We start from the raw sequence: 14,772 nt of genomic DNA, 5'->3' as shown, positions 1-14,772 counted from the left end.
TGAATGCCCTGAAGGAGCCCTTCAGACCCCCGGTGAGTGAACGATGTGGGGACGCATCGCACGTCCAGGGGTATTTCTAGCGCCTCTTCGTTGTTCGGTGTCACGGCGATCTCACCGAACAACAACGCCGAACAACGAATCGACCGTGGTCACGGGCACGGAGGCCGGTAATCGAGCCCCGGCAGGTGTTGTTCCCACTCCTCGGCCGTGATCCGCGGGTACACCGTCGCGCAGATCCGTTCGGCGGCCCGTTCGGGACTGGTCTCCCACAACCGCACGCTGCCGTCCGCCACCGAGCCCGCGAGGGTGTGGCCATCCGGCGCGAACGCCACGGCGTTGACCCGGTCGACGTCGTCGGTCAGGTTCGCCGATTCGCGGACCGATCCCGGATCGGAGACATCCCATAGTCGCACGGACCGGTCGTAGCTGCCGGTCGCGAGGGTCTTCCCGTTCCCGCCGAAGGCGACGGAGATGACGTTGTCGGTGTGCCCGGCCAGCAGCGCCGCCTCCCGCGGGGCCGCGGGATCCGTCACGTCCCACAGCTTGCCGGTGCGATCGGCGCTGCCGGTGGCCGCGAATTTGCCGTCCGGGCTGTAGGCGACCGAGAACACCGTGTCGGAATGCCCCTTCAGCACCGACAGTGGCTTCGGTGTCTTCGCCATCGAGACGTCCCACAGCCGGGCGGTGTGGTCCCACCCGCCGCTGAGCAGCGTGCGGCCGTCCGGGCCGAACGCGAGCGAATGGACGTCGTCCTCGTGTCCGGTGAGGGTCGCGAGTTCGACCGGCCGCCGGATGTCGGCGACGTCCCACAGTTTCACGGTGTGCCCGCTGCCCGCGGTCGCGAGCGTCCGGCCGTCCGGGCTGAACGCGACGGGGTCGATCTCCTCCGACGGCCGGTAGAAGACGCCGGTGTCGACCGGCTTTCGCGGATCGCTGACGTCGATCAGCCGCATCGTGTGGTCCCAGGAGCCGGCGGCGAGCGTCCGCCCGTCCGGACTGAGCGCGAGACCGCAGACGCCCTGGCCGAAGCCCGCGACCTTGCCCACCTCACGCGGGTTCCGGGTGTCGGAGACGTCGACCAGGCGCACCACTCCGTCCTGGCTGCCGGTGGCCAACAGCCTCCCGTCGGAGCTGAACACCGCCCGGCAGGCCGACCTCGAGGGGCCGCTGATCGCGGGACCCGGCAGATCCCACATCCGTACCGTCTGGTCGTCGCTCGCGGTCACCAGCGTGCGGCCGTCGGGCGAGAACACCGCCCAGACCACGGCCGCGGTATGCCCGACGAGCGCCGGTTTCTCGCGCGGTTTCGCCGGGTCGGTCACGTCCCACAGCCGTGCGGCGCGGTCGAAACCGGTCGTGACCAGCGTCGCCCCGTCCGGGCTGAACGCCACGGACCGCACGATGGTCTTGTGCGCGGCCGTGGTCCCCAGCGGCGACGGCGACATCGGGTCGGCGACGTTCCACAACCGCGCGGTCTGGTCGATGCTCGCGGTGGCGAGCGTCCGGCCGTCCGGGCTGAACGTCGCGGAGTGGACACCGGCGGTGTGCCCGTTCGCCACGCCGAGCGGCCTGGCCTTGAGCGGGTCGGCGACGTCCCACAACCGCGCGGTCTTGTCGGCGCCACTCGAGACGAGCGTCCGCCCGTCGGGGGCGTAGGCGAGACCGTTCACGTTGCCGGTGTGCCCGGGGAGGGTGGCCGCCAGAACCGGTTTCGCGGGATCGCGGACGTCGAACAGGCGCACCGTGCCGTCACCGTCCGCGGTGGCGAGCACCGCCGCCTTCGGGCTGAACGCCACCGCGTTGACCCGGCTCGGATGCGCCCCGACCAGGACGCCCGGCCCGGGTTTCGCCGGATCGGCGACGTTCCACAGCCGCGCGGTCTTGTCCCAGCCCGCCGTCGCGACCACGGCGCCGTCGGCGCTGAAGGACACCGAGTTGACGTTGGCGGTGTGCCCGGAGAGCGTGGCCAGTTCGTTCGGGCGGTGGGGGTCCTTGATGTCCCACAGTTTGGCGGTGTGGTCCCAGCTGCCGGTGACCATCACCTGGCCGTCCCCGCGCAGGGCGGTCGCGTTGACGCGGTGACCGTGCCCGCGGACCCGGGTCGAGTACGGCGACTCGAACATCCCGAGCACGCTGCCTCGGGTGTCCACACTCGGATCGACGCGGTACGCCGCCAGCGCGAGCTGCGCGGCCAGCGCCGGATTCGTCGTGCGCATCTCGATGGCCTGTCCGGCGACCTTCTGCGCCAGGGCGCTGTTGCGCTGGCTGGTGGCGGTCTGTTCGGCGCGGACGGCGTACGCCATCGCGGCCGTCGCCAGTACCAGCAGGACGGCCAGGAGGGCGACGAGCTGACGCAGCCGCCGGGTGCGGCGCCGGGCGACGGCCTGCTCGTGGTTCTCGATCGCGACGCTCGCGTCGAGAAACCGGCGTTCACGCTGGGAAAGCGCGCTGTCGTGCTCCGCCGCCCACTCCCTGGCGATGGCCAGCCGCGCGCCGCGGTAGAGCCAGCCGTCGTCGCGGCCGACGGATTCCCACGCGTCGGTCGCCTCGGTGAGCTGGCGGTGCACGCGCAGGCCTTCACGGTCCTCGGCGAGCCATTCGCGCAGGCGCGGCCAGCCCCGGATCAGCGCCTCGTGCGCGATCTCGATGCCGTTGTCGTCGAGCGTGACCAGCCGCGAAGACGCCAGCCTGTCCAGCACGACGGCGACGTCCGGGTCGTCGGCGTCCACCTCGTCGCGGGTGATGCGGCGTTTGGTGTCCTCGGTGCCTTCGCCGAGCGCGGTCATCCGCAGGAAGATCTGGTTCGCCAGCCGCTGCTGGTGTTCGGTCAACGCGGTGAAGGTGTGCTCGGAGGTCTGCGCGACCGACCGTTCGATCCCGCCGGTGGACTCGTAGCCGGTGAGGGTGAGGGTGTTGCCGTGACGGCGGCGCCAGGTCTCCAGCAGCGCGTGCGAGAGCAGCGGCAGGACACCGGGCTGCCCGGTCGCGTCGGCGACGAGCCGCGAGACCAGCGCGTTCTCGACGCGGTACCCGGCGTCGATCGCCGGCCGCGAGATGGCCTGCCGCAGCTCTTCGGTGCTCATCGGGCCGACGAGGATCTGCGCGTCCTGCATGGCCTCGACCAGCTCGGGATGCCGCGCGCAGTGGGTGTAGAAGTCGGTGCGGATACCGAGGACGACCCTGGTCCGGCTCTCCGGCTCGGTCGTCGCGGTGACCAGCGCCGACAGGAAGGCCGTCCGTTCGTCGGCGTCCTGGCAGAGCGTGAAGACCTCCTCGAACTGGTCGACGACCAGCACGACGTCTCCGTCGCGGTCGGCGACCAGCTGACGGGCGGCGAGGCCGAGGTTGCGCGGATGCCCGGTGAATTCCGCGAGCAGCCCGCCGGGCGCGAGGCCGAGCGCGGCGCCGAACTGGACGGCGCACTCCTGCAGCGGCCGCGATCCGGGAGTCATCAGCAGGGTGACGGAAGTCTCGGCGAGCGCCGGGAGGAGACCCGCCCGGAGCAAGGACGACTTACCGGAACCCGAAGCCCCCAGAACGGCCAAGAATCGTTGGCCCGAAAGCCTCGTGACGAGTTTTCCGACAAGTCGTTCGCGACCGAAGAATCGGCTCGCGTCATCCGGCCCGAATGCGGTCAGACCGATATAAGGGACCGATTCCCCATTCAGCGGGGCAACCGGTGAATCGCCGACTCCGGGGCGCGTCCGCTCGGTCACGTCGTGCCATCGCGCCTCCCACTCCTCCTCGGGGCCGCCGCACGCCCGGACATAGGCCAACGTGACCGCCAAGCTGGGCATCTTCTTCCCGCCGGCGGCTTCGGAGAGGGTGCCCGCGGAGTAGTGGGCGCGCCTGCCCAGCTCCCGGTACGTCGGATTTCCGGCCTTCTCCCGCAGACGCCGGAGATCGGCGGCGAACCCCAGCAACGGATCGTCCCCGGGGTCCAGCGGTCGTTCCGGACGCGGCACCTTCAATCCTTTCTTTTCAGTGGTTTTCCCACGCTCGCATTAGGGGGCAACCGTACCGTGGAAACGGGAGAACTCCGCCCAGTACCGGGTACGTCGAGTCGGTTAATTTCGATCGATCGACAGGCACGGGAAGGGATCGGGGGCCCGCGGCGTTGTACCGACGCGTGACCTCCTTGCCTGACATCCCGCTGTCCGTGCTCGACCTCTCGCCCGTCGTGGCCGGAGGCGGTGTCGCGGATTCACTGCGCAACACCCTCGACCTCGCGCGCCGGACCGAAGCCCTCGGCTACCACCGGTACTGGCTCGCCGAGCACCACAACATGCCCGGTATCGCGAGTTCCGCGACCGCCGTGATGATCGGCCAGGTCGCGGCCGCCACCGAACGCATCCGGGTCGGCTCCGGCGGGGTCATGCTGCCGAACCACGCGCCGCTGGTGGTGGCCGAGCAGTTCGGCACCCTGGAGGCGTTCCACCCCGGCCGGATCGACCTCGGCATCGGGCGTGCCCCGGGCACCGACCAGCGGACCGCGCTCGCGCTGCGCGGCCCCGGCGGGCTCACTGCGGAGAACTTCCCGCAGCAGTTCGCGGAGCTGCTGGCCTACTTCGAGCACTCCGACCAGCGCGCCGTCAACGCCGTGACCGCCGAAGGCAACAAGCCGCCGGTGTGGCTGCTCGGGTCGAGCGGCTTCAGCGCTCGGATGGCGGGCGAACTGGGCCTGCCGTTCTCGTTCGCGCACCACTTCAGCGCCGAGAACACGCTCCCCGCCGTGGCGCTCTACCGCGACTCGTTCAAACCGTCGGACGTCCTCGACGAGCCGTACGTGATGCTCGGCGTCTCCGTGGTGGCGGCCGAGACCGACGAACGCGCCCAGTACCTCGCCGCCCCCAGCGGCCTGACGTTCCTCAGCCTGCGCAAGGGCCGCCCCATCCCGCTGCCGACGCCGGAAGAGGCCGCGGCCTACCCGTACACCGACATCGAGCGCGTGTTCATCGAGGACCGGGCCGCGAGCAGCATCATCGGCTCGCCCGAGACGGTCCACAAGGGACTCGAGACCCTGCTGGCCGACACCGGCGCGAACGAGCTGATGATCACTACCATGGTGCACGACCAGGCGGACCGGGTGCGGTCGTACGAACTGGTCTCCGAACTGGCTCGCTGAGGCGGCCGTCCCCCGTGCCATGAAAGGTCCTTTCCTTGCGAATTTTGCAAGGAAAGGACCTTTCATGGCATCCGGAGGCGGGCCGGCGGCGCGTCCAAGCGACCCAGGCGGACCGGCTCTCACCCACCCCCGCGCCACGAATGGACCAACGCGCCGCCGGACACGAAAGAACGGACAAGGCCCGAGCCCGCCTTTGTCAGAAAAGGACAAGAATTCTCCGGTTACCAGGACGTGACGTCTTGATCACACCGAAGTTCTTGTCACCAGGCAGGCGCGTGATTAGCGTACCGACCAGTAGCAAACAGCACGGTAACGCCCCGTTGATACTGTTCAACGATTCCGTTCCGCCATTCGGAGCAAAGGAATTGCGCAAGCTGGGGTGTATTCGCCGTGCCCGGAAAACGGGAGGGTCGGCGTGGGCGTCCGGACTAACGCACCCTCATTCCCCGGCGCGGGTGCGATCCGGGAGACCGGAAGGCTCTACTCACTCGGCCTCGATGTCGTCCGCCTGACCTTCCGGCGGCCGTTCCAGGCACGCGAGCTGATCCAGCAGTTCTGGTTCATCGCGAGTGTGTCGATCCTGCCGACGGCGCTGGTCGCGATCCCGTTCGGTGCGGTGATCGCGCTGCACATCGGTTCGCTGACCGCGCAGATCGGGGCGCAGTCCTTCACCGGCGCGGCCAGTGTGCTGGCGATCATCCAGCAGGCCAGCCCGATCGTGACGGCGTTGCTGATCGCGGGCGCCGGCGGCTCGGCGATGTGCGCGGACCTCGGGTCCCGCACGATCCGCGAGGAGATCGACGCGATGGAGGTGCTCGGGGTCTCCCCCATCCAGCGCCTGATCGTGCCGAGAGTGCTCGCCGCGATGGGGGTCGCCGCATTCCTCAACGGAATGGTCAGCGTGGTCGGCGTCCTCGGCGGCTATTTCTTCAACGTCATCATGCAGAACGGGACACCGGGTGCGTATCTGGCCAGTTTCTCCGCTCTCGCGCAGCTTCCGGACCTCTGGATCAGCGAGATCAAGGCGGTCATCTTCGGTTTCGTCGCGGCGATCGTCGCCTCTTATCGCGGGCTCAATCCGAAAGGCGGCCCGAAAGGCGTCGGTGACGCGGTGAACCAATCCGTGGTCATCACCTTCCTCCTCCTGTTCCTGTTGAACCTCGTGCTGACGACGCTTTACCTGCAGCTCGTCCCGGCGAAGGGCAGCTGATGGTCACGACGACACCTCCCCCCACGAGCACCCGGGCGACGCGGGTCCGCGAGGCCGTCGATCGCCGGTTCGGGTTCCTGGACACGCTCGGCGACCAGATCCTCTTCTTCCTCAAGGCGCTCGCCTGGGTGCCGCGCGCGGTGCGCCGCTACCTGCGCGAGATCACCCGCCTGCTGGCCGAAGTCAGTTTCGGCAGCGGCGCGCTCGCGGTCATCGGCGGCACGATCGGCGTGATGATCGGGATGACCGTGTTCACCGGCACGGTCGTCGGGCTCCAGGGGTACTCGGCGCTCAACCAGGTCGGCACGTCGGCGTTCGCCGGGTTCGTCTCCGCGTACTTCAACACGCGCGAGATCGCGCCGCTCGTGGCCGGGCTGGCGTTGTCGGCCACGGTCGGCTGCGGTTTCACCGCGCAGCTGGGCGCCATGCGGATCTCCGAGGAGATCGACGCGCTGGAAGTGATGGGCATCCCCAGCGTCCCGTACCTGGTGACCACCCGGATCATCGCGGGTTTCCTCGCGGTCATCCCGTTGTACGCGATCGGCCTGCTGACCTCGTATCTCGCGTCACGCCAGATCACCGTCTGGTTCTACGGCCAGTCCGCGGGCACCTACGACCACTACTTCCTGCTGTTCCTGCCACCGGGTGACGTGCTCTGGTCGTTCGGCAAGGTGCTGGTGTTCAGCGTCGTGATCGTGCTCGCCCACTGTTACTACGGCTTCCGCGCGAGCGGCGGCCCGGCGGGCGTCGGCGTCGCCGTCGGACGCGGGGTGCGGACGGCGATCGTGGCGGTCAGCGTGCTCGACTTCTTCCTCAGCCTCGCGATCTGGGGCGCGACCACGACGGTGCAGGTGGCCGGATGAGCCGGCGCGGGCTGCGCAAAGCCGGGGTCAGGACGGCCGGGGTGCTGTTCCTCGTGGTGATGTCCGCCCTCGTGCTGCTGTCGATCAAGATCTACCGGAAGGATTTCGTCGACTCCGTGCCGGTGACACTGCAGGCGGACCGCGTCGGCAACCAGTTGCGCACGGGCGGGCAGGTCAAGGCCCGCGGCGTGGTGGTCGGCGAGATCCGTGACGTCCGCGCGACGCCGGGCGGCGCGGAGATCGATCTGGCCATGGAGCCCGGCAAGATCTCGAAACTGCCCAAGAACGTGTCCGCGCTGCTCGTGCCGAAGACGCTGTTCGGCGAGCGGTACGTGCAACTGTCCATTCCGGACGGTTCGACCGCGGCACCGCTGGCCTCCGGCGACGTGATCGGCCAGGACCGTTCGGCCAACGCGATCGAGCTGGAGCGGGTGTTCGACAATCTGCTGCCCCTGCTCAAGGCCGTGCAACCGCAGAAGCTCGCGACCACGCTGACCACCGTCGCCACCGCGCTGGAAGGCCGGGGCGACCAGATCGGCGACACGCTCGCCACCGCGGCCGCCTATCTGAAGGACTTCAACCCGAACCTGCCGAAGCTGAACGACAACATCCGCGATCTGGCCACGGTTTCGCGGCTGTACGGGGACATCGCGCCGGATCTGCTCGACGCGCTGAGCGCTTCGGCCGTCACCCTCGACACCGTCAAGGAGAAACGGGCCGAGCTGGCTACGGTGTACCAGCAGGTGACGGCGTCCTCCCAGCAGATAACGACGTTCCTCGCCAACAACCGCGCCAACATCATCGCGCTCGCCGCCGACAGCCGCGCACCGCTGGAGGTCGCCGCGAAGTACTCGCCGAGTTTCGCCTGCACGCTGGACGCGCTCGCCAAGCTGAAACCGCAGATGGACAAGGTACTGGGCGCCGGAACCGACGAACCGGGCCTGCACGCGGAGATCACCGTCACCGAGCCCCGCGGCAAGTACCTACCGGGCAAGGACGACCCGGTCTACAACGCCACCGGCGAACCGCGCTGCTACCCGTCGAACGGCCTGATGAGCCAAGGGATCGTGGCGACCGGTGAGCGGACCGCGGCGCTCCCTGGCGCGCAGGGCGATCTCGGCCTGGCGAATTCGCCGCAGGAACGGGAACTGATCTCCACCCTGGTCGCGCCGTCCATCGGCGTCCCGGCGGCGCAGGTCCCCGCCTGGGGCAGCGTGCTCGTCGGCCCGCTCTACCGGGGCACGGAGGTGACCCTGCGATGAGGAATTTCGTGAGCCCGCTGATCAAGGGGCTGATCTTCGTCGTCGTCACGACGCTGGCCACGGTGCTGCTGGCGGTGTCCATCACGAACACCGGCCTCGGTGACACGAAGACCTACAGCGCCAAGTTCCTCGACGCCACGTCGCTCAACGTCGGCGACGACGTCCGGATCTCCGGGGTCCGGGTCGGCCAGATCGAGGAACTCGAGATCGCTGACCACAGCCTGGCGCGCATCCGGTTCTCCCTCGACTCCCAGCGCAGGCTGCCCGCCGACGTGACCGCGGTGATCAAGTACCGCAACATGGTCGGCCAGCGCTACATCGCGCTCGAACGCGGCAAGGGCACCCGCGAGTTCCTGGAACCCGGCGCGGAGATCCCACTGGAGCGCACGACGCCCGCGCTGGATCTCACGGAACTGTTCAACGGCTTCAAACCGCTGTTCCAGGCGTTGTCGCCCAAGGACGTCAACCAGCTCTCCGGCGAGATCGTGCAGGTGCTGCAGGGCGAAGGCGGCACGGTGGAAAGCCTGCTGGCGCACACCGGTTCGCTGACCACCACGCTCGCCGGCCGCGACAAGGTGATCGGCGACGTGATCACGAACCTGGACACCGTGCTGAAGAGCATCAACGGCAAGGGTGACGCATTGTCCACTTTGGTCTCCACGCTGAAGGAGCTGGTGGCCGGGCTCGCCGGTGACCGCACCGAGATCGGGGAGGCCGTGTCCGGGCTCGCGGATCTCACCACCGCCACGGCCGGTCTGCTCGAACAGGGCAGGAAACCGCTCAAGGACAGCATCGAAGGCCTCGGCCTGCTCTCCGGTCAGCTGACGACCGACGAAGGCAAAGCCGAAGTCGACCGCGTCCTGACCGAGCTCCCGGGGAAGCTGAACGACCTCGGCCGGATCGGCTCCTACGGATCGTGGATGAACTTCTACCTGTGCTCGTCCGTCCTGCGGACCCAACCTCCGCGCGGGGTACCGGCGACGGCGGAGAGGTGCACGTCGTGAAACCCTTCAAGGAGCGGAATCCGATCGTCATCGGCGTCGTCGGCAGCGCCGTCGCGGCCGCGCTGCTGACCGCGACGCTCAACTACGAGAACCTCCCGATCATCGGCTCCGGAACCACCTATCAGGCCGAATTCTCCGAAGCGGCAGGGTTGCAGGAGGACGACGAGGTCCGCATCGCCGGGATCAAGGTCGGCGAGGTGAGCGACGTCCGGCTCGCCGAAGACCACGTGGTGGTGAGCTTCCGGGTCAAGGACGCCTGGATCGGCGACAGGACCGCCGCCGAGATCAAGATCAAGACCTTGCTGGGCCGGAAGTTCCTCGCCCTGCGCCCGACCGGCGAGACGGTGCAGAACCCGAGGCAGCTCATCCCGCGTACCAGGACCGTGACACCGTACGACGTCACCGAGGCGTTCAACGGGCTGGCCGACACCGCGGGCGCCATCGACACCGACCAGCTCGCGGAGAGCTTCACCACGCTGAGCGACACGTTCAAGAACTCGCCCGCGCATATCAAGAAGGCGCTCGAAGGGCTGACCTCGTTGTCGAAGACCGTGTCCTCCAGGGACACCGAGCTCGCCAGCCTGCTGTCCAACGCGCACGGCCTCACCACGACGCTCGCGAACTCGAACGACGACTTCGCCAAACTCCTCTCGGACGGCAACCTCCTGCTGACCGAACTGGACAACCGGCGGCAGGCGATCCACGACCTGCTGACCGGCTCGCAAGAGCTCGCCACCCAGCTTTCGGGACTGGTGAAGGACAACAAGGACCAGCTCGGCGGAGCGCTCAGACAGCTCGGAGAGGTGACCGACATCCTGCGGCGGCAGAACGACAATCTCGCCAAGAGCCTCGACCTCGCCGCGCCGTACTTCCGCGTGGTGAACAACTCGCTCGGCAACGGGCGCTGGGTGGACGGCTATCTGTGCGGGCTCGTCCCGGAGAACCGGGATCCCTGCACCGCGCCGATCCCTGGAGGTGGCCGGTGACCAGCAGATTCGTCACCCTCGCGCTCGTACTCGCGCTGGCCGTCGTCGGCGGTCTCTGGTGGATCTTCTCCGGCAGCGGGCTCGACCGTGTCACCGTGTACTTCTCACGCGCCGTCGGCGTCTACAGCGGATCGGACGTGCGGGTGCTCGGCGTCCGCGTCGGCCAGGTCGAATCGGTGGACCCGGAAGGGGAGCGGGTCAAGGTCGTCCTGACCGTCGAGGGGTCGACCCCGATCGCCGCCGACACGAACGTCCTGGTCGTGGCGCCGAGCGTGGTGGCCGACCGCTACGTCCAGTTCACCAAGCTCACCCGCGCCGGGAACCGGCTGGACGACGGCGCGGTGATCCCGGTCGAGCGCACCGGAACGCCGGTGGAACTCGACCAGCTCTACTCCAGCCTCGACACCCTCGCCAAGGCGCTCGGCCCCAAGGGCGCGAACGCCGACGGCGCCCTCTCGGAGCTGCTCCGCACCGGCGCGAAGAACCTTCAGGGCAATGGCAAGCCGTTCAACGAGTCGGTGCGCAACTTCGCCGACCTCGCCAGGACCCTGTCGGGGAACTCGCAGAACCTGTTCGCCACCGTCGACGAACTGCAGCGGTTCACCTCGATGCTGGCCACCAACGACCGGAACGTCAGCGAGGTCAACAAGCAGCTCGCCTCGGTGACCGGCACGCTCGCGCGGAACAAGGACGAGCTCGCCCGTGCCCTCAACGGCCTCGGCGGCGCGCTGGCGGAGATCCAGCAGTTCATCAAGGACAACCGCGCGCTGATCAAGTCCAATGTGGACAAGCTCACGGTGACCACCGGGACGCTGGTCGACAAACGCGCGGCGCTGGCCGAAACCCTCGACACGATCCCGCTGGCGGTGACGAACGTGCTCGAAGCCGTCGACCCGAAGACCGGCAAGCTGCAGACCCGCGGCAACCTGCTCGAATACGCCCCGCTCCCGCTGCCCGTCGCCGGCGCCACCTACACCGGGGGGCGTTGATGGCCACGAACCGGGCGATCGCCGCGCTCGCCGCGTGCTGTGTCGCGCTCACCGCCTGTTCCTCGGATTTCAAGGGCGTCTACGACCTGCCGCTGCCCGGCGGCGCGGACATCGGCGACCATCCGTACCGGGTGACCGTGCGGTTCGCCGACGTCCTCGACCTGGTCCCGCAGGCCGCGGTGAAGGTCGGTGACGTCCCGGTCGGCCGGGTCGAGACGATCAAGCTCGGCGAAGACGGCTGGACGGCCGAGACCGTTCTGGCGGTCAACGGCGACGTCCACCTGCCCGCCAACGCCATCGCGCGGCTGCGGCAATCCAGCCTGCTCGGCGAGAAGTTCATCGAACTCGCCCCGAGCGCGGCGAAGGCCGAGGGCAGGCTGGGTGAAGGCGGGGTGATCCCCGTCGCGAGCACGAACCGCAACCCGGAGTTCGAGGAGATCTTCGGCGCGCTGTCCCTGCTGCTCAACGGCGGCGGGATCGGTCAGTTGCAGACCATCAACCGGGAGCTGTCGAAGGTGATGGACGGCAACGAGGAGGAGATCCGCTCGTTCCTGTCCACTGTGGAACAGCTGGTGTCCAACCTGGACACACATCGCTCCGACATCACCTCCGCCCTCGACGGGCTCAACCGGCTCTCGACGACCTTGGCGAACCGGAAAAAGCAGGTCGAAGGCGCACTCACCGATCTCACGCCCGGCCTCCAGAGCCTGTCCGACCAGCGCACCCAGCTCGTCTCGATGCTGCAGGCGCTGGATCGGCTCTCCGGGGTCGGCGTCGACGTGATCAAGAAGAGCCGGGCCGACCTCGTCGCGGACCTCACCGCGCTCGCGCCGATCCTCAAGCGGCTGGCCGACGCCGGTGAGAGCCTGCCCAAATCGCTGGAGATCCTGCCGACGTTCCCGTTCACCGACGCCGTCCGCGACGGCATCAAGGGCGACTACCTGAACGTCTACGCCTCGGTCATCCCCGCGCCGGGCGTCGAACTCCCTCCGCCGGGCGAAGGGGTCCCGCCGGGGCTCCCGACCTTGCCGCTGCCGTCATCCGGAGGTAGCTGATGCTCACCACCCGTGTCCGGATCCAGGTGATCGCGTTCGTCATCCTCGCGCTGGCGACGACGGCGTTCGTCGGCGCCAGCTACGCGGGACTCGACCGGCTCTTCGGGGCGAGCGGGTACACCGTGAAGCTCGCGCTGACCGACGGCGGCGGTCTGTTCACCAACGGCGAGGTGACCTACCGGGGCGTCGCCGTCGGCCGGGTCGGCGAACTGCGGCTCACCGACGGCGGCATGGAAGCGGATCTGCTGATCGACGACGACGCGCCCCCGATTCCCGCGAACTCGCGGGCCGTCGTGGCGAACCGGTCCGCGGTGGGCGAGCAGTTCGTCGACCTCCAGCCGCGGACCGGCGACGGGCCGTACCTCGCCGAAGGTTCGGTCATCCCGCGCGAGGCGACGGCCCTTCCGCTGCCGGTGCAGCATCTGCTGACGGACCTGGACTCGCTGACCGCGTCCGTGCCGACCGAGGATCTGCGGACGGTGGTCGACGAACTCGACAACGCCCTGCGCGGTTCCGGCGCGAACCTCCAGGTGCTGCTGGACTCCACCACCGACTTCACGAAACAGGCCGCGAACCACCTGCCGCAGACGGAGAAGCTGATCACCGACGGCTCGACCGTGCTGAAGACCCAGGTCGACTCGTCGCAGGCGTGGCGGCAGTTCAGCGGCAACGCCAAACAGTTCGCCGAACAGCTGTCCCGTTCGGACGGTGACCTGCGGCGGCTGATCGTGACCGCGCCCGACGCGGCGACCCAGCTCTCCGGGCTGCTGCGGGACAACGAGCCGGGCCTGCCGATCCTGCTGGCGAACCTGCTCACCACGTCGCAGGTGTTTTCGGCGCGTACCGACGGCCTCCGTCAGCTGCTGATCAACACCCCGAAGGCGGTGTCCGCGGTCGACGCCGCCGTCGACGGGGGGTCCGTGAGGACCGAGATGGTCCTGACCTTCTTCGATCCGATGCCGTGCACCAAGGGCTATGAAGACACAACGATCCGCGACAGCAGGGATCTCTCGCCGCTGTCGTTCAACACCGGTGCCGCGTGCACGCTCGAAAGGGGCAACGCGAGTTCGGTCCGCGGCTCGCAGAACGCGCCGAAGGGCGGCGTCCCGCCCGCCGCGATCCCCGGCGGTTTCGGCGCGAACGGCCAGCCGACGTCCACCAGCCTCGAGGAGATGTTGTGGCTGCGCAACTGAAGATCGCGATCGCCGTGTTCGCCGCGGCCTGCGCGTTCGCCGGATGGGCCGGGTACACCTGGTTCACCGCGACGGGTTCCGAGGCCGTGGCCTACGGGAATTCGCGCGACGAAGCCCTGAAGTCCGGGCGCGAACTCGTCGCCCGGCTGACGAGCCTCGACCACCACCGCGTCGACCAGGGCATCGCCGACTGGCTCGCCGCGTCCACCGGCCCGCTGCGCGATCAGCTCGGCAAGGCCGACGACGCGACGAAACGGACGCTCACCAAGGACGCGACCGTCTCGACGGGCAAGGTGCTCGACGCGGCGATCAGCGAACTGGACGACCACGCGGGGACGGCCAAGATGCTGGCGTCGGTGGAGATCACGATGGCGAAGGAGGGCGCGGCGCCGGCGGCGAAACGCAACCGGTTCGCCGCCGGGCTGACCAGGACGGACGAGGGCTGGAAGCTCAGCGCGCTCGACCAGCTGCCGGTGGGTGCGCGATGACCGCCACCGCCGACGCTTCCGTCGAACCCGATGCCGGACCCGATGCCGAAACCGACGCCGAGGTCGTCGCCGAAAAGCGGCCGCGCCGCCCGAAGGTACCGTTGATCCTGCTGGTCGCGGCGGCCGTCCTGGTGGCGGCCGGGGTGTGGTTCGCGCTGGAGGCGAGGTCGATCTCGGCGACGCCGTCGGCGGCCAACACCGCGCTCACCGACGTCGGCGCGACCGCCGAGGTGAACTCCGCGGTGACCGTGGCGCTCGACAAGATCTTCTCCTATTCCTACGACCGGACCGACGCCACCGAAAAGGCGGCCGCGTCTGTGCTCAGAGGCAAGGCGCTGGAGTCGTACAACCAGTTGTTCGCCCAAGTCCGGGAAAAGGCCCCGGCGCAGAAACTCGTCCTCACCACCCGCGTCTCCTCATCCGCCGTCCAGGAACTCGGCGGCGGTAAAGCGAGGCTGCTGGTATTCCTCGATCAAGCGGCCACCCGAGCCGACAACAATTCTTCGACAACGGCCGCGGCCCAGCTTTCGATCACCGCGGAACGCGAAGGCGACAACTGGGTCATCACCGATCTCGTCCCCCGGTAACCCTCATTCG

Annotated in this window: 12 protein-coding genes; 11 read left to right on the top strand and 1 reads right to left on the bottom strand. The window is 68.8% G+C overall.

Annotation, left to right across the window (positions count from 1 at the left end; translation table 11 throughout):
- Nucleotides 1-149: 149 nt before the first annotated feature.
- Nucleotides 150-3,944: a helix-turn-helix domain-containing protein gene (locus ACLJQ7_RS20985; protein WP_410650286.1), complete on the bottom strand. Its 3,795-nt coding sequence runs from the start codon at nt 3,942-3,944 to the stop codon at nt 150-152.
- A gap of 185 nt (nt 3,945-4,129) precedes the next feature.
- Here ACLJQ7_RS20985 and ACLJQ7_RS20980 point away from each other — a divergent pair, with 185 nt between their 5' ends.
- The 11 genes from ACLJQ7_RS20980 (at nt 4,130) to ACLJQ7_RS20930 (ending at nt 14,762) form a co-directional block, all read left to right on the top strand.
- Nucleotides 4,130-5,125, top strand: a complete 996-nt coding sequence (locus ACLJQ7_RS20980) for an LLM class flavin-dependent oxidoreductase (protein WP_257485072.1) — start codon at nt 4,130-4,132, stop codon at nt 5,123-5,125.
- A gap of 415 nt (nt 5,126-5,540) precedes the next feature.
- Nucleotides 5,541-6,335 carry an MlaE family ABC transporter permease gene (locus ACLJQ7_RS20975; protein WP_020630757.1) on the top strand — a complete coding sequence of 265 codons (795 nt, stop codon included), beginning with the start codon at nt 5,541-5,543 and terminating at the stop codon, nt 6,333-6,335.
- Nucleotides 6,335-7,198 carry an MlaE family ABC transporter permease gene (locus tag ACLJQ7_RS20970; protein WP_034320451.1) on the top strand — a complete coding sequence of 288 codons (864 nt, stop codon included), beginning with the start codon at nt 6,335-6,337 and terminating at the stop codon, nt 7,196-7,198. The genes ACLJQ7_RS20975 and ACLJQ7_RS20970 overlap by 1 nt, the downstream gene beginning before the upstream one ends.
- The gene (locus tag ACLJQ7_RS20965; protein WP_410649904.1) at nt 7,195-8,460 is read left to right on the top strand and encodes an MCE family protein; all 1,266 of its coding nucleotides are present in this window, start codon (nt 7,195-7,197) and stop codon (nt 8,458-8,460) included. The genes ACLJQ7_RS20970 and ACLJQ7_RS20965 overlap by 4 nt, the downstream gene beginning before the upstream one ends.
- Nucleotides 8,457-9,464 carry an MCE family protein gene (locus ACLJQ7_RS20960; RefSeq protein WP_410649903.1) on the top strand — a complete coding sequence of 336 codons (1,008 nt, stop codon included), beginning with the start codon at nt 8,457-8,459 and terminating at the stop codon, nt 9,462-9,464. Before ACLJQ7_RS20965 ends, ACLJQ7_RS20960 begins: the two co-directional genes overlap by 4 nt.
- Nucleotides 9,461-10,450: an MCE family protein gene (locus ACLJQ7_RS20955; RefSeq protein ID WP_410649902.1), complete on the top strand. Its 990-nt coding sequence runs from the start codon at nt 9,461-9,463 to the stop codon at nt 10,448-10,450. The genes ACLJQ7_RS20960 and ACLJQ7_RS20955 overlap by 4 nt, the downstream gene beginning before the upstream one ends.
- Nucleotides 10,447-11,439 carry an MCE family protein gene (locus tag ACLJQ7_RS20950; RefSeq protein WP_410649901.1) on the top strand — a complete coding sequence of 331 codons (993 nt, stop codon included), beginning with the start codon at nt 10,447-10,449 and terminating at the stop codon, nt 11,437-11,439. Before ACLJQ7_RS20955 ends, ACLJQ7_RS20950 begins: the two co-directional genes overlap by 4 nt.
- Nucleotides 11,439-12,494 carry an MCE family protein gene (locus tag ACLJQ7_RS20945; protein ID WP_410649900.1) on the top strand — a complete coding sequence of 352 codons (1,056 nt, stop codon included), beginning with the start codon at nt 11,439-11,441 and terminating at the stop codon, nt 12,492-12,494. Before ACLJQ7_RS20950 ends, ACLJQ7_RS20945 begins: the two co-directional genes overlap by 1 nt.
- Nucleotides 12,494-13,687 carry an MCE family protein gene (locus ACLJQ7_RS20940; protein WP_410649899.1) on the top strand — a complete coding sequence of 398 codons (1,194 nt, stop codon included), beginning with the start codon at nt 12,494-12,496 and terminating at the stop codon, nt 13,685-13,687. The genes ACLJQ7_RS20945 and ACLJQ7_RS20940 overlap by 1 nt, the downstream gene beginning before the upstream one ends.
- Nucleotides 13,672-14,175, top strand: a complete 504-nt coding sequence (locus ACLJQ7_RS20935; RefSeq protein WP_410649898.1) for a hypothetical protein — start codon at nt 13,672-13,674, stop codon at nt 14,173-14,175. Before ACLJQ7_RS20940 ends, ACLJQ7_RS20935 begins: the two co-directional genes overlap by 16 nt.
- Nucleotides 14,172-14,762 carry a hypothetical protein gene (locus ACLJQ7_RS20930; protein ID WP_410649897.1) on the top strand — a complete coding sequence of 197 codons (591 nt, stop codon included), beginning with the start codon at nt 14,172-14,174 and terminating at the stop codon, nt 14,760-14,762. The genes ACLJQ7_RS20935 and ACLJQ7_RS20930 overlap by 4 nt, the downstream gene beginning before the upstream one ends.
- Nucleotides 14,763-14,772: the final 10 nt, after the last annotated feature.

It is taken from the genome of Amycolatopsis sp. cmx-4-54 (genome assembly GCF_046548895.1).
Classification (GTDB): domain Bacteria; phylum Actinomycetota; class Actinomycetes; order Mycobacteriales; family Pseudonocardiaceae; genus Amycolatopsis.
The sequence above is the reverse complement of the archived record's forward strand: the minus strand, read 5'-3'. Positions and strand labels throughout refer to the sequence as shown.

Bases quoted from the DNA above. Each gene is read 5' to 3' on its own strand.
- ACLJQ7_RS20970 (WP_034320451.1), top strand. From the start codon at position 6,335: ATGGTCACGACGACACCTCCCCCCACGAGCACCCGGGCGACGCGGGTC.
- ACLJQ7_RS20965 (WP_410649904.1), top strand. From the start codon at position 7,195: ATGAGCCGGCGCGGGCTGCGCAAAGCCGGGGTCAGGACGGCCGGGGTG.
- ACLJQ7_RS20960 (WP_410649903.1), top strand. From the start codon at position 8,457: ATGAGGAATTTCGTGAGCCCGCTGATCAAGGGGCTGATCTTCGTCGTC.
- ACLJQ7_RS20945 (WP_410649900.1), top strand. From the start codon at position 11,439: ATGGCCACGAACCGGGCGATCGCCGCGCTCGCCGCGTGCTGTGTCGCG.
- ACLJQ7_RS20940 (WP_410649899.1), top strand. From the start codon at position 12,494: ATGCTCACCACCCGTGTCCGGATCCAGGTGATCGCGTTCGTCATCCTC.
- ACLJQ7_RS20930 (WP_410649897.1), top strand. From the start codon at position 14,172: ATGACCGCCACCGCCGACGCTTCCGTCGAACCCGATGCCGGACCCGAT.